Origin of the sequence: Natronorubrum sp. A-ect3 (assembly GCF_041821125.1) — an archaeon.
Classification (GTDB): Archaea; Halobacteriota; Halobacteria; order Halobacteriales; family Natrialbaceae; genus Natronorubrum; species Natronorubrum bangense.
In genome coordinates this window covers 1-22,565 of the sequence record NZ_JBGUBB010000004.1, presented here as the reverse complement: position 1 = coordinate 22,565, position 22,565 = coordinate 1, and the positions used below count along the sequence as shown (strand labels likewise).

23 protein-coding genes are annotated in these 22,565 nt (G+C 63.3%); 8 read left to right on the top strand and 15 right to left on the bottom strand.

Going from position 1 to position 22,565, the window contains the following annotated elements; translation table 11 throughout:
* Positions 1–49: 49 nt before the first annotated feature.
* Entirely contained in the window at positions 50–1,759 is a 1,710-nt protein-coding gene (locus tag ACERJA_RS14040) for a PQQ-binding-like beta-propeller repeat protein (RefSeq protein ID WP_373608893.1), read from the top strand.
* A gap of 46 nt (positions 1,760–1,805) precedes the next feature.
* Here the strand turns inward: ACERJA_RS14040 and ACERJA_RS14035 are convergent, their stop codons facing one another.
* The 9 genes from ACERJA_RS14035 to ACERJA_RS13995 form a co-directional block, all read right to left on the bottom strand.
* The gene (locus ACERJA_RS14035) at positions 1,806–2,951 is read right to left on the bottom strand and encodes a cell division protein FtsZ (protein ID WP_373608892.1); all 1,146 of its coding nucleotides are present in this window, start codon (positions 2,949–2,951) and stop codon (positions 1,806–1,808) included.
* A gap of 76 nt (positions 2,952–3,027) precedes the next feature.
* The gene (gene endA / locus ACERJA_RS14030) at positions 3,028–4,077 is read right to left on the bottom strand and encodes a tRNA-intron lyase (RefSeq protein ID WP_373608891.1); all 1,050 of its coding nucleotides are present in this window, start codon (positions 4,075–4,077) and stop codon (positions 3,028–3,030) included.
* A 92-nt stretch (positions 4,078–4,169) separates the two neighbouring features.
* Complete coding sequence (locus ACERJA_RS14025) at positions 4,170–4,946, bottom strand: endonuclease NucS (RefSeq protein WP_006065470.1); 777 nt, start codon at positions 4,944–4,946, stop codon at positions 4,170–4,172.
* Positions 4,947–5,010: 64 nt separating this feature from the next.
* Positions 5,011–5,241, bottom strand: coding sequence for an Lrp/AsnC family transcriptional regulator (locus tag ACERJA_RS14020; RefSeq protein WP_373608890.1), 231 nt, complete (start codon positions 5,239–5,241; stop codon positions 5,011–5,013).
* Positions 5,242–5,296: 55 nt separating this feature from the next.
* On the bottom strand, positions 5,297–5,992 hold the full coding sequence (locus tag ACERJA_RS14015) for a hypothetical protein (RefSeq protein WP_006065472.1): 696 nt from the start codon (positions 5,990–5,992) through the stop codon (positions 5,297–5,299).
* Positions 5,993–6,166: 174 nt separating this feature from the next.
* A complete protein-coding gene (locus tag ACERJA_RS14010; RefSeq protein ID WP_373608889.1) occupies positions 6,167–7,291 on the bottom strand; it encodes a hypothetical protein in 1,125 nt (374 codons plus the stop codon).
* A gap of 111 nt (positions 7,292–7,402) precedes the next feature.
* On the bottom strand, positions 7,403–7,651 hold the full coding sequence (locus ACERJA_RS14005) for a hypothetical protein (RefSeq protein WP_006065474.1): 249 nt from the start codon (positions 7,649–7,651) through the stop codon (positions 7,403–7,405).
* 317 nt (positions 7,652–7,968) lie between these two features.
* Positions 7,969–8,190: a hypothetical protein gene (locus ACERJA_RS14000; protein ID WP_240756831.1), complete on the bottom strand. Its 222-nt coding sequence runs from the start codon at positions 8,188–8,190 to the stop codon at positions 7,969–7,971.
* An 84-nt stretch (positions 8,191–8,274) separates the two neighbouring features.
* Positions 8,275–8,838 carry a hypothetical protein gene (locus ACERJA_RS13995; RefSeq protein WP_373608888.1) on the bottom strand — a complete coding sequence of 188 codons (564 nt, stop codon included), beginning with the start codon at positions 8,836–8,838 and terminating at the stop codon, positions 8,275–8,277.
* A gap of 268 nt (positions 8,839–9,106) precedes the next feature.
* On the opposite strand from ACERJA_RS13995, the gene ACERJA_RS13990 reads away from it, so the two are divergent.
* Complete coding sequence (locus tag ACERJA_RS13990) at positions 9,107–9,703, top strand: DJ-1/PfpI family protein (RefSeq protein ID WP_373608887.1); 597 nt, start codon at positions 9,107–9,109, stop codon at positions 9,701–9,703.
* 56 nt (positions 9,704–9,759) lie between these two features.
* On the opposite strand, the gene ACERJA_RS13985 is transcribed toward ACERJA_RS13990, so the two are convergent.
* The gene (locus tag ACERJA_RS13985; RefSeq protein WP_373608886.1) at positions 9,760–9,888 is read right to left on the bottom strand and encodes a hypothetical protein; all 129 of its coding nucleotides are present in this window, start codon (positions 9,886–9,888) and stop codon (positions 9,760–9,762) included.
* Positions 9,889–10,006: 118 nt separating this feature from the next.
* On the opposite strand from ACERJA_RS13985, the gene ACERJA_RS13980 reads away from it, so the two are divergent.
* Complete coding sequence (locus ACERJA_RS13980) at positions 10,007–10,684, top strand: HAD family hydrolase (RefSeq protein ID WP_373608885.1); 678 nt, start codon at positions 10,007–10,009, stop codon at positions 10,682–10,684.
* A 24-nt stretch (positions 10,685–10,708) separates the two neighbouring features.
* Here the strand turns inward: ACERJA_RS13980 and ACERJA_RS13975 are convergent, their stop codons facing one another.
* From ACERJA_RS13975 to ACERJA_RS13965, 3 genes are all read right to left on the bottom strand, one after another.
* Entirely contained in the window at positions 10,709–13,072 is a 2,364-nt protein-coding gene (locus ACERJA_RS13975; RefSeq protein WP_373608884.1) for a DEAD/DEAH box helicase, read from the bottom strand.
* A gap of 72 nt (positions 13,073–13,144) precedes the next feature.
* On the bottom strand, positions 13,145–13,744 hold the full coding sequence (locus tag ACERJA_RS13970) for a hypothetical protein (RefSeq protein ID WP_006065480.1): 600 nt from the start codon (positions 13,742–13,744) through the stop codon (positions 13,145–13,147).
* Positions 13,745–13,867: 123 nt separating this feature from the next.
* Positions 13,868–14,383 (bottom strand): PH domain-containing protein, encoded by a 516-nt coding sequence (locus ACERJA_RS13965; protein WP_373608883.1) that lies wholly within the window; start codon positions 14,381–14,383, stop codon positions 13,868–13,870.
* A gap of 151 nt (positions 14,384–14,534) precedes the next feature.
* Here ACERJA_RS13965 and lipA point away from each other — a divergent pair, with 151 nt between their 5' ends.
* From lipA to lpdA, 5 genes are all read left to right on the top strand, one after another.
* A complete protein-coding gene (lipA, locus tag ACERJA_RS13960) occupies positions 14,535–15,503 on the top strand; it encodes a lipoyl synthase (protein WP_373608882.1) in 969 nt (322 codons plus the stop codon).
* A gap of 272 nt (positions 15,504–15,775) precedes the next feature.
* Entirely contained in the window at positions 15,776–16,882 is a 1,107-nt protein-coding gene (gene pdhA, locus ACERJA_RS13955) for a pyruvate dehydrogenase (acetyl-transferring) E1 component subunit alpha (protein WP_373608881.1), read from the top strand.
* A 1-nt stretch (position 16,883) separates the two neighbouring features.
* Entirely contained in the window at positions 16,884–17,882 is a 999-nt protein-coding gene (locus tag ACERJA_RS13950) for an alpha-ketoacid dehydrogenase subunit beta (RefSeq protein ID WP_373608880.1), read from the top strand.
* 1 nt (position 17,883) lies between these two features.
* The gene (locus tag ACERJA_RS13945; protein ID WP_373608879.1) at positions 17,884–19,473 is read left to right on the top strand and encodes a 2-oxo acid dehydrogenase subunit E2; all 1,590 of its coding nucleotides are present in this window, start codon (positions 17,884–17,886) and stop codon (positions 19,471–19,473) included.
* 57 nt (positions 19,474–19,530) lie between these two features.
* Positions 19,531–20,973: a dihydrolipoyl dehydrogenase gene (lpdA, locus tag ACERJA_RS13940; protein ID WP_373608878.1), complete on the top strand. Its 1,443-nt coding sequence runs from the start codon at positions 19,531–19,533 to the stop codon at positions 20,971–20,973.
* A gap of 231 nt (positions 20,974–21,204) precedes the next feature.
* Here the strand turns inward: lpdA and ACERJA_RS13935 are convergent, their stop codons facing one another.
* Positions 21,205–21,501: a hypothetical protein gene (locus ACERJA_RS13935; RefSeq protein ID WP_373608877.1), complete on the bottom strand. Its 297-nt coding sequence runs from the start codon at positions 21,499–21,501 to the stop codon at positions 21,205–21,207.
* Positions 21,498–21,875: a helix-turn-helix domain-containing protein gene (locus tag ACERJA_RS13930; RefSeq protein WP_006065488.1), complete on the bottom strand. Its 378-nt coding sequence runs from the start codon at positions 21,873–21,875 to the stop codon at positions 21,498–21,500. The genes ACERJA_RS13935 and ACERJA_RS13930 overlap by 4 nt, the downstream gene beginning before the upstream one ends.
* Positions 21,876–22,565 lie beyond the last annotated feature (690 nt).

The following is a 22,565-nucleotide window of genomic DNA, read 5'->3' as shown; positions in this document are numbered from 1 at the left end:
TCGAGATAGTACGCACATAAGAATATCATCGTCCAGTGACAGGGTGCGTATGGTCGAACGTACCAGACGATCGATGCTGGCCATCGGGGCAACAGCGCTGACGGGCGGGGTACTCACCACGGTTGGGACGAGCAGTGCCGACGAGCAGTGTCCCTGTCCACCGGCACCGATGGATGCGAACGGCTGGTCGTCCCATCGGGGGACGCCAGCGAATACCGCACACGTCGAGACTGACGCGTTCCCACAACTGGAGACGATCGCCTGGGAGTACGAACGAACCGGTTCGCTCGCCGCCGTCGACGACTGGGTCTACGTGCGGACCGACGACGGCGAGGTCCACGCACTCGACGCGGTTGACGGCAACCGCGAGTGGAAACACACCGAACTCGACGCCACGGGGACCCCTGCAGTCGCCGACGGAGCGGTGTACGTCGCCGGGGATCAGTTGACCGCACTCGACGGCGCCACCGGCGACGTGCTGTGGGAGATGCCGTTCGATGAGAGCGAGCCAGTAGCGAGTCCGACGGTTGCAGACGAGATGGTTTACGTCGTCGCCGGCGGATCGCTCTACGCGGTCGACGCCACCGATGGATCGATCAGCTGGCAGCACGACACCATTGAACTCGGCGTCTACGACGAGACCGAAGACGACGCCACAGCGGTCCGTTCGTTTGCGGCGGACCCCGTCTCCGTCGCTAATGGCGCCGTTTACGCCCCCACCTCGCCGTCGGGATTCGTCGCCCTTGATGCCGCCTCGGGCGACACGTTGTGGACGACGGATCTGCAAACGGGTGGCAATCTCGTTCTCCCGACAGCAGATGGCGTCTACGTGGACCGCTTCGAAGCGGGCCACATGGCCGGCGAGGCGTATCAGACGGCATACGAAGATGAACCGGAGGACGTTGGCCCCTCGAGGCTCCAGGAGTCTGCGAATCCGTTCACGGAATCTAATGCCTTCGCAACATCGGGTGCGGTGCGGATCGTCATCACTGAAGATGGACGACACCTCAAGGCGTGGGACAACGAGCGCGACGAGTTCCGGTGGACGTACGAGTATCTCTCCGAACTCCAACTCTTTCAGTGGCCAGCAATCGCTGGTGACACAGCCATCGTCTCCTACCATCCACCCTCGATGTCTGACGACGAGCAAGCGGCGGTCATCGACGGGTCCGGAACCGAATCATCGGCTCTCGAAGTGTTCGGAGCAGAACCGGCGATCATCGGGGTCGATCTGACCGACGGCTCTAAGCGATGGGCGATCCCCTACACGGATCTCGAGGGCTTCGACATCGCCGGTGATGAGTTCCCATACGTCGTTAGTGAAGACGCCCTCTATATCAACGCCGAGAGACTCATCGCCGTTCGATCGTCCGACGCTGTCGCCGACGGAGAGACTGATTCCGATGCGAGCACCGCTGATGAATCACAAGACGGCGAGACGGAAGCTGAAACCGCCGACGAAACGTCGGTAGACGAACGCGATAGCGAAGCCGACCGTGACAGCGACGAAACGGACACAAACCTCGGAACGGACGATCCCGAAAATAGCTCCGAAACGGAAGCTGCCAACGAGAGTGAATCGACCGAGATCACAAACGAGAATGAATCGACCGGGACTGCGAACCAGAGCGAGTCAGCCGGCACCCCAGATGAAAACGATAGCGTCCCCGGCTTCACCACCGGCGCTGGACTCGTCGGTGGCGGACTCACGCTCGAGTGGCTCCGCCGTCGAGCGACGACCGACGAGTCGACGGAGTGAATCGAGCCGTCTCTCACGCAGACGTCTGTCAGGTGAGCCGGCAGTCTCAGTCGACCATCGCCCGCAATCCGTCAACTCGAGCCGATTCGACGCCAGCCAGCACGACCGCTGCGAAGACGGTCTCACCGTCGGATCGTGGCGCATCGCCGCCCAGTACGCCGTTACCACCGACAGTTGCTTCGAGTTCCCGTCGGCCGTCGGCGATCGCCTGTCGGTTGAGCCAGGCCGGCGGCCCGCCGACGATCAGTAGCCCGCGCTCGGCCGTTTCGGGCTCACACTCGAGGGAGAGCTTCCCGCGAACTCCCTTTCGGACGACGGTTTCGACGGCACTGACGGCCTCGCTCGTCTCGACGTCTCGCTCGGTCGGCAGGAGGCCAAGCCCGAACCGCGAACTGGTCGTCTCGACCGTCTGCTCGCCGTAGCCGAGGCTGACGATGGCCGACTCGCTGCCGAGAGTTCGGTCGATGTCGCTCGCGTCAACGACGTTCTGGGCGACGACGCCGTCCGTGTCACCGCCGGCGAAGATGGCTGCAACTCGAGTCGCTAGCTCGCGGTTACACCGATCGCGTGCGTCAGCGATCGTCTCGCCGGGGCGAAGCCACGCCTCGTTGTCGAACAGCACGATTGCACTCGCGAGTCCGTCGAGGGCCTCGAGCGTCCGAAGCGCGTGTGACGCCGCGGCTGGCCGCGGTGGCTCGTCGGTTCCAGCTCTCGTCGTCACTCCCGAATGTGGCCCACGGTCGGCCGCTCCGGCGTCGGGATCGAACTCCTGATCGGCCGGTAGCGTTGCGAGGACGTACACCGGCGCGTCAACGGTCCGCTGGAGCGCGGCGACAAGTGCGGGTGCTGTCGGGCCGCCGGTCGTGCCGCCGAGGCCAACCGTGACGAGAATCGCATCCGCCGCCGTCGACCCGCTTCGTTCGCGTACCGCGAGGAGATCGTCGACGACCGCTTGGCCAGCCTCGAAGCCCGGCTCGAGATCACTGTCGAGCCCATTCGACCCTTCGAGGGCGGTTCCCTGGCCGTACTGGGCACGGTGTGATTCCGGAATCACGGTTCCCTGAAGGGTCGACTCGTCCGTATCGAAGGCGAAGACATCAGTGAGAAATGCGTGGTCCGCGGGCGCTGCGGCCCGAATCGCGTCGGCGAGCCGACAGCCCGCGCCGCCGAGTCCGACTACCTCGAGTTGCATACTGGCATGCTCGTCCGTCGAGACTTATATAATTCTGTTCACGAGAACATGGTACGAAGCCGACTCGAACCGAGTTTCAGGGTGTCAGTCGCTCGATCGACCACCAGTCAATCGCGCCGTCGTCGACGAGAGCGAACACCATCGTCTTGCGCACGCCGTGGGCCAGGCGCACGTCGAGGGCGAGGTCTCGTGGCTCGAAAACGTGATCGGCGGGATGGACCCGGATCAGCAACTCGGAGTGGCCGAGATTCTCGACGGACTCGACGTCGGCGTACGTTCGGAAGTCCGCGCCGAACTTGTAGCCCGTCTTCGGGACGACGTCGCGCTCGCGCAGGGCAGTGTAGACCGCCAGCCGGCGGACGAACCGCTCGCCTTCGACCTCTCGGCCCCGTTTTCGGACCGTCTCCGGCTCGAGGTCGATCACGCCGCGTTCGGCGAGCGACGCCGCCTCGAGCAGCGAACACTGGAGCGTCGGCTCGTCGTACTCCCGGCCCTCGAGTGGCTGGCCGTAGAAGCCGCGTTCGTAGAGTTCGAGTGGTGGCTCCCAGACGACGACCCGGTCCTCGAGTAAGTCGGCGTCACAGCCCTCGGGTAGTGCCGCCGTCGACGAACCCGAAGGATCGCGCTCCGAGACCTCGAAGTAGGTAATCTCGCTCTCTTCGTCGACGATTGCGAGCACGCCAGCCTCGAGTTCAGTCGACGGCACGTCGGTTCGCTCGCCGAGCACGCGCAGGGCGTACTCGATCTCGCCGTCGCCGGGGCCTTTCCCGCGTGGGAACACCGCGAAATCCACCTCCCCGTCCGGCGGGTCGACCCACGGCTCGCGGGCCGGCGAGAGATAGAAGCCGCGCTCTCGCAGATCGGCGTAGACGAGGAATCTGACGCCGAACTTTGCGCCGGGTTCGCGGGCCATAAACGACCGGAACTCGAGTCGCTCGCCCGACTCGGTGACGACCGCGCCGAGGTCGCCCCGATAGAGCAGGTGGGCCGCCTCGACGGGTGCCAGTGCGATCTCGTTGCCCTCGAGTGGATAGCCATACCCCCGCGAATCGTGATAGCGCTGGCGTGCGTCCCCGCCCACGCGGATGACGCCCGCCGCTTCGTCGAACCGCCCCTCGAGTGTCATACCCGGGCGTTGGCCGGCCGTGACTAAGTGGCTGCGGATCGATTCCCAGTCGGTTTGGGACTCGCGGATTTCTGGATCAGCTGTATGGGTCGTCAGTCGTCTGCCGCGGACTCGGCCTCGAGTGTCCCCTCGAGCGCTCGCTCGCAGGTCGCATCGAGACAGCGGGTGCCGCTTTTCGTTTCGAAGGTGGGGAGCCCACAGCCGCAGTCGCCGGTGACGATGCCGGCAGGGATCGCGAACCCGGTATCGCACTCGGGGTAGTGCTCGCAGCCCGCGATGAGCCCGCCACGCCGGAGGATTCGCAGGTCGCCGTCACAGCCCGGCTCCGGGCAGTCCCACTCGCGGTCGAACGCTTCGCGGACCGCGTCGTCGAGTGACTCACAGCTCCGATCGATGCAGACGTCGAATGCGAGGCCGCGCTCGACGCGCATCCGCGGCAGCCCGCAGTCACAGTCACACTGTTCGTCACGGATCGTTGCGTCGGCAGGGATACCGTAGCGGTTCCCGCAGTCGATACAGTGGACGTCACCCGAGCGGATGAGCGTGCCACCACACTCCGGGCACTCGCCGACGGGCGTGCCCGCTGCCGACGCCGGGTAGTGGGCGAAGCCGTCCTGGTCGTGGGCGGCGATCCGCAGCGTCTGGGTGTCCTTTTTGGCGACGAGGGTGAAATCGTTCGCACGATCGCTCGAGACGCTGTCGGCTCGAGTCAGCCACGCCACGGGTTGGTAGCCGTCGATATCGTGGACGAGAACGGTGTTGTCGGGCTTGACGATCGTCGTTACCCGACCGCGATACTCCGTGCGGTCGGCGCCGTCGGTAATAACGGTACAGTCACCCGCGAGCACGCGGATCGCGTCGTCGATCATAGCTCGTTTGGGCGCGCTTTCGTATGTAAACCCGCGGCTGCTCGAGGACGTGCCGACCGGGAGCTCAGTCGAGACAGACGTACGTTCGCGTCGCCCCGACACCCTCGAGGGGTCGGACGGACTCAGTGATCGTCGCGAGAATCTCTTGGGTGTTTTCGCCTGCGAACTCGACCATGACGTCGAAATCGCCGGCGATGACGTGCGCTTCGACGACGCCGTCGGTATCCCGCAGGGTCTGACAGACGCCTTCGGCGGTTCCAGTTGCCGTGTCGATCGTCGCATACGCGTGGACCATCTCATTGCGTTACGGTACCAATGGGCAAAAACGGACGTGCGATCGCGGCCGCTGTTCAGTTCTCGTCCGACGTCGCGACGGTTTCACGCTCGCTATCGTCCCGGTCGTCGACCTGCTCCTCTCCGGGGGGCGTAGTCGATTCAGCGGGTGTCCGGTCATCGGTCGTCGATCGATCGACGTCCTCGCCAGCAACCGAGCGAGCGATCGCTGCAGTCTCTGGCCCGCCGTGTTCGCCGGCGCGGTCTCTGAGCGCACGGATCGCCTCGACGTCGACGTCCTGTTCCTCGAGTACGTCTTCGGAGAGTTCAGCTGTAGCCGTCTCAGCTGCGGTAGCCTGTCGTTCGACGGTCTGCATCTCGGCGACGGTTGTCGCGACTTCCGCCTGATAGCGGCCCTCACTGAGGTCACCGGCGTTGCGGGACTCGTTCAACTCCGTGAGTCGGTCCTCGAGTTCCGTCTGGCGCGTTTCGCTCGCTTCGAACTGTTCGGCGACGACGGCCGCTTTCGCTTCGGGAGACGTTGCGTTCGCGACTTTGGCTTCGAAGGTCCGTTCCGAGACGTCGCCGTTGACTTCGGCGTTCTGGACACCGACAACGGCGGCGAACCGCTCGCCGGGGGCGATCGATTCGTTCCCCGCGTCGGATTCGGATTGGACACTACTACTCGGGACAGCACTCGCCGCAGCGAGTGGAACCGCGATCGTCGCGGCGACGAGTATCACGGCCAGCGTGATCGACGTGGTTTGATTCATTGGTGGATGTTGTATTCGTTTCGTGATATATCCTCGAGACGATGGCTCCGGTTCAACGACCGTTAACGCGATTCAACGCCGTTTTCGATCCGCCTTTGTCTGTTGATTTCGTCGGTTTGACCCGGCCGTTGGCGCTCGTCCGGTTGAATCCGTTGCAGACCGGTATTGTGGCTGTCATTCCATGGTCTCCGCCGTCACTTCGTCGTCCGCGTCGGGCAGCGAGAGCACGTTCTCGCGGCCAAGGCGGAACGACTCGAGGTCACCCTCCTCGCGCAGTCCGCTGACGACCTTGCTGGTTTTCGCGTCGGTCCAGCCGAGTTCCTCGACGACCGTTTGCTGTTTCATCCGCCCGCCGTTGTCCCTGACGAGTCGGAGGACCTGTTCTTCGTTGCTGAGTAGTTCCATTTCGGCGGGTTCGGTCCCACTCGAGGCCGCCGACTCGTCGGTCGTACTCGAGGCCGTCGTGGTCGCGGTCTCCGCGCTGGCTGCGGGGGCAGCTCCCGACTCAGTGCCCGAATTCTCGTCTCCGCCGGCCGGCCGATCCGCCGTCGGATCGCGGGTTCGGTACCACCAGACACCGACGGCGCCGAGCCCGAGTGCGACGACCGCGGCACCCGCGATTATCGTCGCGTTCGGGCCGCTTCCAGCAGTGATGACGACCTGCGGCTCTCCGGCGATGAAGTCGGTCTCGCCGCCGCGCCAGATCACTGCGTGCTCGCGTTCCTCATCTGGGTCGGGCGTGGCCGACTGCAGTTCGTAGTCCTCCGGCCACGCGACCAACAACCGCGTCCCGTCGTCGATGTAGATGCCCTCAATGGCGTCGCCCGCGTGGATCTCGTCGCCATCGACGGCGCCGAACCCGTGCCAGTGGAACGTGTATCTGACGACGCCGTACTCACGTGCGAACGACTGGCGCTCGGTGGTCACGCTGTACCCCTCGGCGGACATCTCACGACCCGTGGTGTCGCTCGCCGCGACGACCGTCTCGTCCATCCGGTCGGCGAACGACTGCGTGTGGCTGTCGGGGTCGTTCTGAATGTCCTCTTCGAGCGATTCGAACGCCGTCGTGCTCTCCTCGTCGTCCAGCCGAACCCAGAACTCGAGGGTCCACTCGGCGGTCCCGTTTTCCCGGAGTGTGACGTCCATTCGGATCTCGTCCGCGTCGAGCTGATCCTGCTGGAGTGAAAACGGCGTTGACTGGTCCTGATCGACGGCTGTGGGTCCACTTGCGGCTGCAATCGGCCCCATCCCGACCAGAAGTACCGCGACGACGACTGTCAAGCCGACGCGAACGTTCATACGAGTCAGTATCTGCCACCCCCATTAAAATATGCGAAACCCATAGAACGCGTTTATAACGACTCTCTCGGCTCTATGATCGACATCTAGTAAAAACATGTTGGATGACTTTCAGCTCCCGCTGGCGTTCAACCCGGCCGCGCCACTACTGGGGGTGAGGCCCCGGACGGTCTCACCGAGTGCCTCGAGCGCCCCGCCGACGAAGTCGGCGATCGCTCCGAGGATGTCGGAGACGAACTCCGGCACTGGCTCTGGAAGGTCGTTCGGTGGGCCGTCGGCTGGCTGTGCCGCCACAGTACCTGTTGCACTGACGAGCAGCGCAATCGCAACCGCGATCGTGAGTATCGTTCGTTTCTTCATCACGAATAGATGGAGGACATTCACCCACATTAACCAGTCAGTTAATCAACCGAAATTGCGCCGGTTTGCGCCGGATAGTGGTCGTTTTCGAGCAATCGGGGACCGACATGCACCGTGAAACCCGACGATCACCTATCGTCTTCAGAATTGTCAGGATCGTTTCAGCAGGTGCGTGGTGACGTCAGCGGGAGCGGTGTCAGTGGCAAAAGTCGTCGGCGCGGACGCGACTCAGGTACCCGGCACGCCGAGTGCCGAGACTGGGCCGGTGCTAACTCGAGAGCTGTGAGGACGACTACAGCGGCCGCCTAGGCGATGATTCAGACCGCACCGGACCGAAACCAGCCGAGTCGGTAGCGCCATTTTACGGCGGCGATCCACGCCACGAGTGCTAGCACGCCGCTGACAAGCGGTATCGGCTCGAGGAGCGCCCAGACCAGTGCCCCGAGCAGCGCGGTCAACACTGCGTGGGCATAGTCTCGAGCGCTCGAGACGGCGACGGTGCCGGCGTGGAGATCGATACCGCCGATCACCAAGCTCACGGCGACCGTTAGCAGTCGCTCCTCGAAGCCGATTGCTGTCAGCGAAGCGAGTCGGGAGAATGAGGTGGTCAGGAACGTGTCAGGTTATTCGTCGTTGTCCGATTCGTCTCCGTCGTCGTCAGCGTCTTCGGTCGCCTGCGAGTCGTCGTTGTCGTCGTCAGCTTCGCTAGCGTCGTCAGCCTCGTCGGCGCCGTCGTCACCGTCAACAGCCTCGTCGGCGCCGTCGTCACCGTCAACAGCCTCGTCGCTGTCGTCAGCGCTCTCGTCGTCCGGCGTCACTTCGCTAACCGCGTCACCGAGCGGGCTCTCGAGAGCACCGCTCAGGAACGAGGAAATCCGCTCGTGGATCGCGGAGACGTGATCGGGAACCTGGTCAGGGAGATCGACGTTCGGTCCCTGTCCGTTCCGTTCGTCGGCGGCGCTGTTGTCAGCGGCCTCGTTTGCGTTATTAGCGTCGCGTTCGTCCGCGTGTTCGTTCGCGTTCTCAGCGTCGGCTGCGTGTTCGTTTGCGTACTCGGCCTGTGAGTCGTCGGCACTGTCCGCGTCTGCGTCCACGGACACGGGTGCGTTTCCTGGTGCGGCGGCGACGAATCCGGTCGCCACGATCAGTACCGCGAAGACGGCTGCGATGAGCGTTGTTCGGTTCATAGCGTGCATCCGATCCTGGGTGGCTCGACCGACTTGAAGGGGGGATGCCGTGAACGCGGTTTTCGACGGTTTGCATCCGTTTCTCGGGACGTTTTCGTTGCTTTGGCTCCCGTTTGACACGGTTGGAACGGGATCGAACCGGTGTGCCACGCCGTCGCGACGACCGTCGGTGATCCACCGCGGGCGCGCTCGCCACCACGATGGTAGTCGTCCGTGGCACGAGATAACTAAGCACAACGAATTTCCCCACCGCCCGTGACAACCGAACATGGTCGAGACGACTGCGGAAATCGTGCTGTTCGACGGCTTCGACGAACTCGATGCCATCGGCCCCTACGAAGTGTTCGAAAACGCAGCCCAGTTCGGCGCGTCCCTCGAGACGTTTCTGGTCACGCTCGAGGAAACCGATCTCGTCACTGCCAGCCACGACCTGCGCGTCGAACCGCAGGGAACGCTTGGCGAGCCTGACATCCTGCTCGTCCCCGGCGGCGGCTGGACGACGCCGACGGAGGGTGCTCGAGCGGCTGTCGAGGACGGTGTCTTGCCCGATGCGGTCGATAACTGCTATACCGAAGGGGCGACAGTCGCGTCGGTCTGTACTGGTGCGATGATCCTTGCCGAAGCGGGGCTGCTCGAGGGACGGCCTGCTGCAACCCATCCCGTGGCCGTCGACGACCTCGAGGCCCACGCCGGACGAGTGGTCGACGAGCGGGTCGTCGACGACGGCGACGTGTTGACTGCAGGTGGGGTCACCTCCGGCATCGATCTGGCGCTGTGGCTCGTCGAACGGGAGTTCGGCGCGGATATCGCAACTGAGGTCGCCGAACTGATGGTCCACGAGCGCCGCGGCGAGGTGTTCGGGTAGTCGGAGCCGTCTCGAAGGCTTGGGCTAAAATCGTTGAAGTGGCGCTGTCGTCGCGTTCACTGCGCGGACTCTTTTTCGACGGAGGTGGCGCGACCTCGAGGACGCTTCCCGCTGGCGGCGATGAGTTCCACGTCCTCCCCAACCGGTTCGCTCGCGAGACTCGCTCCCCCCTCGCACGTTGTCATCGGCCGTCCTCGCTCTCACTCGGCCGGCCGATAGCGTGCGCCACCGCCGAGAGTCCGAACGAGTATCCCATTGCACCATGCCAAACGGCTATCCGTGATGACCGGGTAGGCCGCTCACATGCACGCAGTGTTGTTCGATATGGACGGCGTCATCGTCAACAGCGAGGACTACTGGGTCGAGTTCCAGCGCGAGGAGATCCTCCCCGCAGCCGTGCCTGACGCGACCGTCGACGTCGCTGAGGTTACCGGGATGAACTACCACGAAATCTACGACTACCTCGAGGCCGAGTACGGCACTGACATCTCCCGTGAGGCGTTCGTCGACCGCTTTGCTGATGCTGCCGAGGAAATCTACACCGAGCACGTCGACCTGCTGGACGGCCTCCCCGAACTGCTCGTGGAACTCGAGGACCGAGGCGTCGAAACGGCGGTCGTCTCCTCGTCGCCCCACGACTGGATCGGCATCGTCCTCGAGCGCTTCGACCTCGTGGACGCGTTCGATCACGTAATCAGTGCCGACGACATCGATGGGGCGAGCAAGCCCGAACCTGACGTCTTCGAGTACGCCGCCGCCGAGGTCGGCGTCGAACCCGAGGCGTGTCTCGTCGTCGAAGATTCCGAAAACGGGATCGAGGCGGCGACGCGCGCCGACACCACGGTCGTCGCCTACCGGATTGACGCTCACGACGACCTCGACCTCTCCGCGGCCGACGTCGTCGTCGACTCGCCTGCCGAACTTCGAGCGACGATTCTCGAGGCCGTCGAGACTGATCCGGCAACACAGCACACGGACTGACAGCGGGAGAGAAAGCGAGCGCCCTCAGACGACGTCGACGGTTCGGGACTCCTCGAGTGGCACCAGCGGTTCCTCGGGGAAGACGACGCTGATAGTAAACTCGAGGTCGTCCGCGTCGGCTCCGAAGACGCCGACGGGGAGCGTTTCCGTGTCGCGCAGATACGTGCTCGTACTGCTCATTTCGACCCCGTTGACCGTGACGCGGATGCCGGCCCGTGCGGGTTCGCCGACGTTGCGAACCGTCACTTCGCGGACGTCGTTCTCGCCCATCGCGATCGACTCGGGGAACGCCCCCCAGTCGACCTCGAGGACGGGCAGTGACTGGGCGCCTTCATAGACTCGTTCGGCGACACCTTCTGAGAGGCCGGCGTCGATGAGCCCCTCGAGGCCGGCGTCCATGACGGCTTCGGGGGTCGAGATACCCTCCGTCGCGAGTTTGCTCGCTCGGCCGGGGCCGACGCCTTCGATAGCCGTGAGCCCGACTGCGTCCTCGGCAACGCCGTTTTCGACTCGAGCTTCGACCCGCCGAGCGAGGTTTGCCGCGTGCGGACCCGCGAGTCGGTCGAGAAACGCACCCAGCGCCGAGATGAGTCGCGTCGCGTTGCGCCGGATCACCCAGGCGTCACTGCGCAGTTCCGACGGCGTCGAGCCGCTGGCCGCCCCGCGAAGGATTGCGAGCACTTTCCGCTGGCCGGCCTCGAGGTCGCCTGTCTCCTGCCCGACGAGGACGGCGTTGATCGCGTCGCGTTCTGACTGACGGGCCGACACCGAGTCGAACTCGCCGGCGGTCGCGACTGCCTCAAGGATGTCTTCGGGCTCGAGGCTCTCGCCCTCCTCGACTCGGTCACACAGTTCGGCGAACGTCGCGGCCGTCTCGAGGCGCAGGTAGTACTTCGAGGCCAGCACGCCCCGCGGTGTCGCCTCGATCGACAGCTCCGGCCCGGTCTCGACGAAGCCACGATCGACCAGTCCCTCGAGGCAGTCTCGAACCCGCTGGCGGAGGTTCGGGAAGTCGTACGCGTCGGGTTTGGACTGGCCGCGGACGTAGTAGAAGGTCGTCTCGAGCCAGTCCATCACGTCCTCGAGATCGGCGATCGTCCCCATCGCGATTTCGGCGTTGAGGTGTGTTTCTAACGTTTCGGCGAGTCGTGACTCGATCTCCTTGCCGTCCCGGAGCAGTTGGCGGTATTTGTCCGCGTCCGCCCCGTCGCAGACGACCCAGCCGTAGCCGACGTCGTCGTAGCCGGGCCGTCCCGCCCGCCCGAGCATCTGGAGGACGTCGAGTGGACTCATGTCGACTTCGCCCTCGAGTGGGTCGTGGTGTTTCGTGTCCCGAATCACGACACAGCGGGCGGGGAGGTTGACACCCCACGCGAGCGTCGAGGTCGAAAACAGCAGTTCGATGGCACCCTTCTTGAACCACTTTTCGACGAAGTCGCGATCGTTCTTCGACAACCCCGCGTGGTGGAACGCGACGCCGTCGGTGACCGACTTGGATAGCGTCTCGTTCTCGAGATCCTCCTTCTCGTCGTGGAAGTCGTAGTCGTGGAAATCGTGTCGCGCTGTCATCGGGACGTCCCGCTTGGCAATCTCGTCTCTGGCCTTCTCCGCCGCGCGGACGGTATCCTGCCGGGAGGAGACGAACACGAGCGCCTGCCCATCCTCGCGGAGGTGGGGCTCTGCGATATCGAGCGCGCGGTAGAGGCGGCGATACTTATCGGCAAACGAGTTTTCGCCGTGGGTGTAGGTCTTGACGCCGGCGTGTAAGTCGACGGGGCGGTACTTATCGCCGAACTCGAAGGTGGTCTCCTCGGGCGCGTCGAGCCACGCCGCGACGTCGTCGACGTTCGGCATCGTCGCCGACAGCGCGACGACGCGGGGCGCACAGAGCCGCCGCAGCCGCGAGATCGTCACCTCGAGCACCGAGCCGCGGCGGTCGGCATCGAGCAGGTGGACCTCATCGATCACACAGACGTCGATGTCGGTGACGAAGTCGTATCGTCGCGAGTCGTGTTTGCGCGTCGCCGAATCGAGTTTTTCGGGCGTCATCACGAGGATATCCGCGCGGCGTGCGCGCCGCGGGTTCAAGTCCCGTTCGCCCGTGACGACGTACACCGAGTAGTCAAGGTTCTCGAACCGTTCCCAGTCGTCTTCTTTCTCGTTGGTCAGCGCCCGTAGCGGGGCGATAAACAGCGCCGTGCCGCCGTCGGAAAGTGCCTTACAGATCGCCAGTTCGGCGAGGGCAGTCTTGCCCGACGCCGTCGGCGCGCTTGCGACTACGTTTTCGTCGGACTCGAGCAGCCCTGGCAGTGCCTCGCGTTGCATTCGGTTGAACTCCTCGAAGGCAAAAGCGTCGGCGAACTCGGGGAGAACCTCGGCGACCTCCATCACACGAAACCGGGGAGTGACAGGCCAAAGGCGTTTCCTTCGCGCTCGCAGAGACGGGCAACGGCCGAACGACTACCGTGCGTTGAACACCGCCGCAAGCACCGAGCCAGCGGTCGCGAACACGAGTGGGTAGAGCAGTCCGCCAAGGATGAGTGCGGGGACGAACTCCGGCGCGATCGACCCGGTCGCTTCGATACCGAACACTTCGACTTCGGTGCTGGATTCGGCGACGAGCGCGCCAAGACCCATGACGATCGCATAGCCGATCGTCACCGGTGCGCCGACGACGACTGCCTCACCGATGTCTGTCACGTCCCACTGGACGGCCAGAATCGCACCGATCGTGAGCAACACGAGCGGCGGGATCACGTACAGTAGACTGGCCCCACTACTGCTCGACTGCGAGATGAAATCAACGGTGCTTGCGCCGCCAAACGAGCCAAACGCTCCGCTGGCTTCAACGTCGACCATGTGGGCGTTATAAAAATACCAGGCAACACCTTTCCAGTCGGCGACGTCGTCGCCGACGGCCTCACGGACCTCACTGACGATCAGCACGTACGTCACGAGATACCCAATCGCCGCAGCCAGAACACCGAGGCCCGCACTTGCCGCGACGCTCGAGCCACGTGATACGGTACTGTCGTCTGTTGCCGAACGCTGTGCGGTCATCGTACCGACTCTCGAATAGGGTCGGTCGTATGGGCTTTGTGGTTTGCGGTAGTCAACTGCCCCACCCACGGTGGGGCGGGGAATCCGCCTCGCTACCTAGTTTGAAACGGGCCTCGAGGTCGGTCAGACCACTGACTCGTCGGTCGTTGCTGCCTCAAGCTGGTCGCTCAACAGTCTCGAGGCGCGTTCGGGGTTGGCGACCCGTTCGAAGACGAGTTCAGGATCGCCCGAACCGGCGGTGTAAACGGTCAGATCGCCGTAGCCGAGCGCACGGCCGACAGCGCTTTGGCTCAGGCTCGTGTTCTGGACGCGGTCGAGGCGAAACTGGGTAACGTCTCTCGAGACGACGCCGTGTTTTTTGTACAGCTCCGAGCTCGTGATCACGTAGCGGGTGTTCGTCCAGACGAGATATCGGGCGAACGCGAGGCCGATGCCCGCGACCGCGATGAGGAGGCCGATGATCGTCAAGAGCCCGGCACTGTCGGTTGCGGTCCAGCCGGTGAGGATGAGGCCAACGAGTGCGATGCCAACCCCGACAGGGAGGCCAATCCCCATCGTAATCGGGTGGGGACGACTCTCCCAGACGACATCCTCGTCGTCGCTGATATGAAACCAGTCGGGGGTCGTGCCAAACGCCATCAATACCATCTAGGTGCGCGCCCAGCCTAAAGCTATCAGGTGGCTACCCTCGGTAACCGCGGCATACATCTCTCGAGATCGACACTCAACGGACACGGCGTGGTGTCTCGACCGCCGTAACCACCATGATTTTGACTGCGCAGCCCGTTGTGTGGGTATGAGCAGCGCACGCAAGCCCGACTGGTTGAAGATGCGGCCGCCGTCGGGTCGTGAGTTCGCCGGCATCCGGGAGACGCTGCGCGAGCGGAACCTGCATACCGTCTGTGAAGAGGCCAACTGTCCGAACCTCGGCGAATGCTGGTCCGGCGGCGCCGGCACCGGCGAGGGCGAAGGTGGGACAGCCACGTTCATGTTGATGGGCGATCGCTGCTCTCGAGCCTGTAACTTCTGTGACGTCCAAACTGGCGGGATGGAGCCGCTTGATCCCGACGAACCCGCAAACGTCGCTGATGCAATCGCTGAGATCGGGCTGGATTACGTCGTCCTCACGTCGGTCGACCGGGACGATCTGCCGGATCAGGGCGCGGGCCATTTCGCGGAGACGATCAGCGAGATCAAACAGCGCCATCCGGGGATTCTCGTCGAAGTGCTCATTCCCGACTTTCAGGGCGAGGAGCGCCTCGTGCGGAAAATAATCGATGCCGACCCGGACGTGATCGCCCACAACGTCGAGACCGTCTCCCGCCTGCAGTTTCCCGTGCGAGATCGACGGGCGGGCTACGAACAGAGCCTGAGCGTCCTCGAGCAAATCGAGCGCGAGTCCGACATTTATACGAAAACCTCGATCATGCTGGGCCACGGCGAGTACGACCACGAAATCTACCAGACGATGGCGGACCTCCGCGAACGCGGGGTCGACATCGTCACCCTCGGCCAGTATCTCCGCCCCTCGATGGACCACCTCGAGGTGCAACACTACGACCACCCGGATAAGTACGAGACGTGGCGTCGCGTCGCCGAGGAGGAACTCGGATTCCTGTACTGTGCGAGCGGCCCGATGGTCCGATCGTCGTACAAAGCGGGTGAGCTGTTCGTCGATGCCATCCTGCGTGAGGGCAAAGACGTCGAGACGGCCAGAGCCGATGCGCGCCGCCAACAGTCACCGCAGACTGAGTCCTGATCGGCTGCGACAGCGCTCGATCGACGCCGACACGCGATTTCACCGCTTTTCCGCGTTCGAACCGTGTATTCGTTCAGTATCCTCTCGGCACGGCGCTCGTGCTGGACAAACGAGTTGAAATGTCGCTCTCGCCCCATCGATGTCCACAAAGAGCCACTGACGGACGAAATTCTTCGATTGGGTGGCAAGAATCTCGTAAATAGTAAACTATTTTGGGAAACTCCTTTATCCTGAGCGATAGTTCGTTTAGGTATGGACAGGTGGGACTCCCCGTGAGCACGATACAGCGCGATCCCCGCGAGCGAGTACAGATACTCGACGACTCCGGGCAGGTTCTCGAGGACGCCGAGGTGCCCGACCTCTCCGAGGCGGAACTCGTCGAAATCTACGAGCAGATGCGGCTGGTTCGCCATTTCGACGAACGAGCAGTGAGCCTCCAGCGACAGGGCCGGATGGGAACATATCCCCCGCTATCGGGTCAGGAGGCCGCCCAGATCGGCAGTGCTCACGCCCTCGATGACGACGACTGGGTGTTCCCCAGCTATCGCGAACACGGCGTCGGGCTGGTTCGTGGGCTCTCCCTCGAGCGAACCTTGCTCTACTGGATGGGCCACGAACAGGGCAACTTCATCCCCGAGGACGCAAACATCTTCACCGTCGCGGTCCCCATCGCGACCCAGATCCCCCACGCGACGGGGGCCGCCTGGGCGTCGCAACTCAAAGGCGAAGAGAATGCGTTCGTCTGTTATTTCGGCGACGGGGCGACCTCGGAAGGCGACTTCCACGAAGGGCTCAACTTCGCTGGCGTCTTCGACACGCCGAACGTCTTCTTCTGTAACAACAACCAGTGGGCGATTTCAGTCCCACGAGAGCGCCAGACGGCAAGCGCCACGCTGGCCCAGAAGGCCGAAGCCTACGGCTTCGAAGGGGTGCAGGTCGATGGGATGGACCCGCTCGCAGTGTACAAGGTCACCCACGACGCCGTCGAGAAGGCGAAGAACCCGGACGATGACGAACTCCGTCCGACGATGATCGAGGCGGTGCAGTACCGCTTCGGGGCGCACACGACAGCAGACGACCCCTCCGTCTACCGGGACGATGACGAAGTCGAGCGGTGGCGTGACAAGGACCCGATTCCGCGCCTCGAGACGTATCTTCGAAACGAGGGGATCCTCAACGACGAACGCGTCGACGCGATTGAATCCCGAATCAGGGCTGACGTGGCCGACGCAATCGATGCCGCGGAGTCGTACGAACGGCCCCAGCCAGAAGAAATCTTCGCGCAGGTGTACGAAGGAATGCCTCGACGCCTGCAGCGACAACTCGAGTACTTCGAATCGCTTCGCGAACGCCACGGTGACGACGAACTTCTAGAATAATATGGCTGCAGAATCAGACGCACGATCGGAGAACCTCACGCTCGTACAGGCGGTACGAGACGGATTACAGACGGAGATGGAACGCGACGACGACGTCATCGTCATGGGCGAAGACGTCGGGAAAAACGGCGGCGTCTTCCGCGCGACGGAAGGCCTGTACGACGAGTTCGGCGAGAACCGAGTCATCGACACCCCGCTGGCCGAATCCGGCATTATCGGGACGGCGATCGGGATGGCCGCCTACGGGATGCGGCCGGTGCCGGAGATCCAGTTTCTGGGGTTCATTTACCCCGCGTTCGATCAGATCGTCTCCCACGCCGCGCGCCTGCGATCGCGCTCGCGCGGACGGTATACGTGTCCGATGGTCATCCGGGCACCCTACGGCGGTGGCATCCGCGCCCCCGAACACCACTCCGAGTCGACAGAGGCGATGTTCGTCCACCAGCCCGGACTCAAGGTCGTCATCCCCTCGACACCCCACGATGCCAAGGGGCTGTTGGCGAGTGCGATCCGTTCACCGGATCCAGTCGTCTTCCTCGAGCCGAAACTCATCTACCGTGCGTTCCGCGAAGCGGTCCCCAGCGACACTTATGAGGTGCCACTCGGCGAGGCGGCCGTCCGCCGCGAGGGAAGCGATATCTCGGTCTACACCTGGGGGGCGATGACCCGACCGACGATCGAGGCTGCAGACACCCTCGAGGGAACGATCGATGTCGAGGTGATCGACCTGCGGACGCTGTCACCGCTCGATGAGGAGACGATCGTCGAGTCGTTCAAAAAGACGGGACGGGCCGCGGTCGTCCACGAGGCCCCGAAAACGGGCGGGCTCGGAGCGGAGATCGCCGCGACCTTACAGGAGGAGGCGCTGTTGTACCAGGAAGCGCCAATCGAGCGCATCACGGGCTTTGACACGCCGTTCCCGCTGTATGCACTCGAGGACTACTACCTGCCGGAACCGGCTCGAATCGAAGACGGCATTCGAGACGCGATGGAGTTTTAACATGGTCAGAGAGTTCGAACTCCCCGACGTCGGCGAAGGGGTCGCAGAGGGTGAACTGGTTTCGTGGCTGGTCGAGCAGGGCGATGCGGTCTCGGAGGACCAGCCAGTCGCAGAGGTCGAAACCGACAAGGCCCTCGTCGAGATCCCCTCGCCGGTCAACGGTACCGTCCGCGAGTTACACGTCGAAGAAGGCGCGGTCGTTCCCGTTGGAACGGTCATCATCTCGTTCAACGTCGACGGCGAGGATGATCTCGAGGCCGAGGGTGAACCGGAACCCGAACCCGCCGATGAGGGCACCGACGAGGCTACTGCCGGACGTCCCGGCGCGACTGGGACCGAGGACGACCAGCTCGAGACGCCTGACGATCGCGTGTTCGCGCCCCCGCGCGTGCGACGCATGGCACGCGAGGAGGGACTCGATCTCTCGAGTATAGAGGGCAGCGGACCGGGCGGCCGGCTCACCGCAGCCGACGTTCGGGCCGCCGCCCGCGGTGGTCCCGCCAGGGACGAGCAGGCGCCGGTAGCGGAACCAACGCTAGCCGGGGACTCGAGCGCCGCGGACGCGGCTGCCGGCGAGTCGGGACAGCCGGCCGAGTCCTCAAGCCCAGTCGAGACGACGACCGAACCGCAAGCAGGGACCGACGCTGCTGACCGCGAGACGACTCTCGCCGCGCCGGCAACCCGTCGAATCGCACAGGAGGAAGGTGTCGACATCGACGCCGTCCCCGCGACCGAGGAGCGCGACGGCGAGGCGTTTGTCACCCCTGAAGCGGTCCGGGAGTACGCCGACGCCCAGCGACAGGCACAGGAAGCCGACAGGGAGGCCATAGCGGCGGGCGACCCGGTCGGAACGACCGAAGCCGAGTTCGCTCCCGGAAAACGCGAGCGTCGCGAACCGTTCCGGGGCGTCCGTAAGACGATTGCCGATGCGATGGTTGAGTCGAAATACAGCGCACCCCACGTCACCCACCACGATGAGGTGGACGTGACCGCACTCGTCGCAACCCGCGAAGAACTCAAACCGCGCGCTGAGGAGCAAGGCATTCGGCTGACGTACATGCCGTTCATTATGAAAGCCGTCGTCGCGGCGCTCCAGGAGCATCCCGAGATGAACGCGGTCATCGACGAAGACGCCGAGGAAATCGTCTACCGCGATTACTACAATATCGGCGTCGCCACCGCGACCGACGTCGGCCTGATGGTGCCCGTCCTCGAGGACGCCGATGAGAAGGGGCTGTTACAGCTCTCTTCGGAGATGAACGAACTCGTCCAGAAAGCCCGCGAGCGGACGATCAGCCCCGACGAACTGCAGGGCTCGACGTTTACGATCACCAACGTCGGCGGCATCGGCGGCGAGTACGCCACGCCGGTCATCAACTACCCCGAAGCCGGCATTTTGGCGATCGGCGAGATCAAGCGCAAACCGCGTGTGGTGACCGACGACGAGGGAACGGAGTCGATCGAACCCCGATCCGTCCTGACGCTGTCGCTGTCGTTCGACCACCGACTGATCGACGGCGCGGTCGGTGCCCAGTTTACGAACACCGTTATGGAGTACCTCGAGAACCCCAGCCTACTATTGCTCGAGTGAGCGTAGCCAAACACACATCATGAACGCGAACTCATCGAACACGGAGGAACTGCACTGATGGTCGTCGGAGACGTTACCACCGGGACGGACCTTTTGATCATCGGAGCCGGACCGGCCGGCTACGTGGCCGCGATCCGCGCCGGCCAGCTCGATCTGGACGTCACGCTCGTCGAAAAAGACGCCTACGGCGGTACCTGCCTGAACTACGGCTGTATCCCATCCAAGGCACTGATTACGGCGACCGATATCGCCCATGAGGCCGGCACCGCCGAGGCGATGGGCATTCACGCCGATCCAGCGATCGATCTCGCAGGGATGGTCGAGTGGAAAGACGGCGTCGTCGACCAGCTCACGAGCGGCGTCGAGAAACTCTGTAAAGCGAACCAAGTCACCCTGCTTGAGGGCACGGCCACGTTCGTCGACGAACACACCGTCCGCGTCTCTCACAGCGGCGAGGGACAGGGCTCAGAGACTCTCGAGTTCGAAAATGCCATCGTCGCAACCGGCTCGCGCCCCATCGAGATCCCGAACTTCGAGTACGGCGACGAGCCAGTACTGAACTCGAAACAGGCGCTCGCGCTCGACGCTGTCCCCGACTCGATGGTCATCGTCGGCGCAGGCTACATCGGGATGGAACTGGCGGGTGTGTTCGCCAAGCTGGGAACTGACGTAACCGTCATCGAGATGCTCGACTCGATCCTGCCGGGCTACGACGACGATCTGAGACGCCCCGTCAAACAGCGAGCGAACGACCTCGGCATCGAGTTCGAGTTCGGATACACCGCCTCGGAGTGGCACGACCGCGACGACGGCGACGGCATACAGGTCATCGCCAACCCAGCGGCCGACGATAGTGACGACGAGCGACTCGAACTCGAGGCCGAGAAGGTCCTCGTTGCCGTCGGCCGCCAGCCCGTCTCGGACACACTCGCCCTCGAGGATGCGGGTATCGAGACGAATGACCGCGGCATTATCGAAACCGACTCGCGCGCACGCACGTCTGTCGAACACATTTTCGCCGCTGGCGACGTGGCAGGTGAGCCGATGCTTGCTCACAAAAGCAGCATGGAGGGGAAAGTCGCCGCCGAGGTCATCGCTGGCGAGCCGTCGGCGATCGACCATCAGGCGATGCCCGCAGTCGTCTTCACTGACCCCGAAATCGCGACCGTCGGGATGACCGAATCAGCGGCCGAAGATGACGGCTTCGAGACTGTCGTCGGCATGTTCCCGTTCCGTGCCAGCGGCCGGGCGCTGACGACTGGCGACACCGACGGGTTCGTCAAAATCGTCGCCGAGGAGTCCGACGGCTACGTCCTCGGCGCCTCGATCGTCGGCCCCGAAGCCTCCGAACTCATCGCTGAACTCGGTCTGGCAGTCGAGTTGGGTGCGACTCTCGAGGACGTCGCTTCGACAGTCCACGCTCACCCGACGCTCTCTGAATCGGTGATGGAAGCCGCCGAGAACGCGCTCGGCCACGCGATTCACACGCTGAATCGCTGACTTTCCAGTCCACTTCCGGAGTCGTCCCCGCATCGAAGCGACACTCGCCTCGCATTCGCTGTCCGAGCTCTCTCGAGTTCGGACCAGCTTCGACCTGAAACTGATTCGATTCGCCGCTCTCCGACACACTACATCATGATTGAGAGCTTTCCCCACCGCGAGCTAATACTCAAGAACAACGCAAGTCAAGCTGTTGAGCGATCACGGGCAGTCCCGTCCCAATCTCGACACTCACTGGACGTACAGCGAGTACGCAATTACGAGAAAGCCAGCCAGTACGAGCAGACTCTCGAGTAAAACACCCACCGCGAGTTGGACACCGAGCAGCTCATACAGCAGTCCGGCAAGCACGAGTCCGAGTGTTACGAGTCCGAACCCGATCGTAAGATAGCCAAGCGCCTGTTGGCGTGTCCGCCGGTATGCTTTGAACGCAAAATACGTGATGACGCCTCCAACCACGAGAACGAGTGTTTTGACAACCGCAAGCGCAAGTGCAATCTCGGTCGTGCCAGTCTGGTGTGGACTCATGTCTCCTTTCGCACCTCCGACCACAGCTCGGCCAGCCGCTCGTCTGCCGTCCGAGCCGGGCGCTCGATCTGGACAGCTAGCGTTCGATCTTCATCTAACACGAGCGTGATCTCGTCGAACGCAACTGCGTACTTGCTCGCGTGGTGGCCGTCCTGACGGATCTCTGTCGACTCTTCAAGTAATGTCGACTCGGTTAGCAGTTCCAGCTTCCGATATAGCGTCGACTGTGGAATCTCACACTGATTCGTTAATTCAGCGGCTGTCATGGGCTCCTCGAGGTTCCGGATGATTTCACGGCAGTCGGGATCGTCGAGTGCAGAGCAGATCTCCTCTGCTGACGGCGTTGACTCCGAAGCAATCGGGTCCCGGACCATTCGTTCTACCCTTACAACGCACGCGGTTTATCGGCATCGATGCGTTTGTTCCTCCTGTTGTCGATACCAACACGCTCTCGACGCATTCCTACTGATCGAGTCACGAAGCTTTCTTGCGCGTGCACGCTCAACTGCATTCCACGCGGGTCTCATTCGGTCCGACCGCGTCTACAAGGGTGGGATGATCGACCGACCTCCGCCCGCGTGACATTCTGTCCGTGAACTCACGCCTCGAGTGTCTACCGTGTTTGCGGCTGTGATCGAGCTGTGTAACTGATGGGGATCCCTATCATGGTACCGAGTTTCGATTGACAGTTCATTCGACGGCCTTATACATGAACCAGCCATTCGATGCTAATGCAAACGTCGTGGCGTACATCGCCACGTCCTCCGGCCGTGTTCCGGCACGGGGGAAATACATCATCCATCCTCGTACACAATCCGTCGGATTGCTTCGACGGTGGTAACGTATCTGGGCAGTCCAGATCAGTTCGCAGTCGGTCTCGCCGACCGCGACTGTTCACTGCCTTTATATGTTGCCAGACGATTGCGCTGGATCGAAAACACCTTGCCGGATGCGGCTTCCGACGAGGTCCGATTCGACGCCCTTAAGTGTACAAGGCAACTCGGATGTGAATGCAAAGAAGACGTGATCGACGAAGCGTTCAATCCGCTTCGTCATCTCGGACT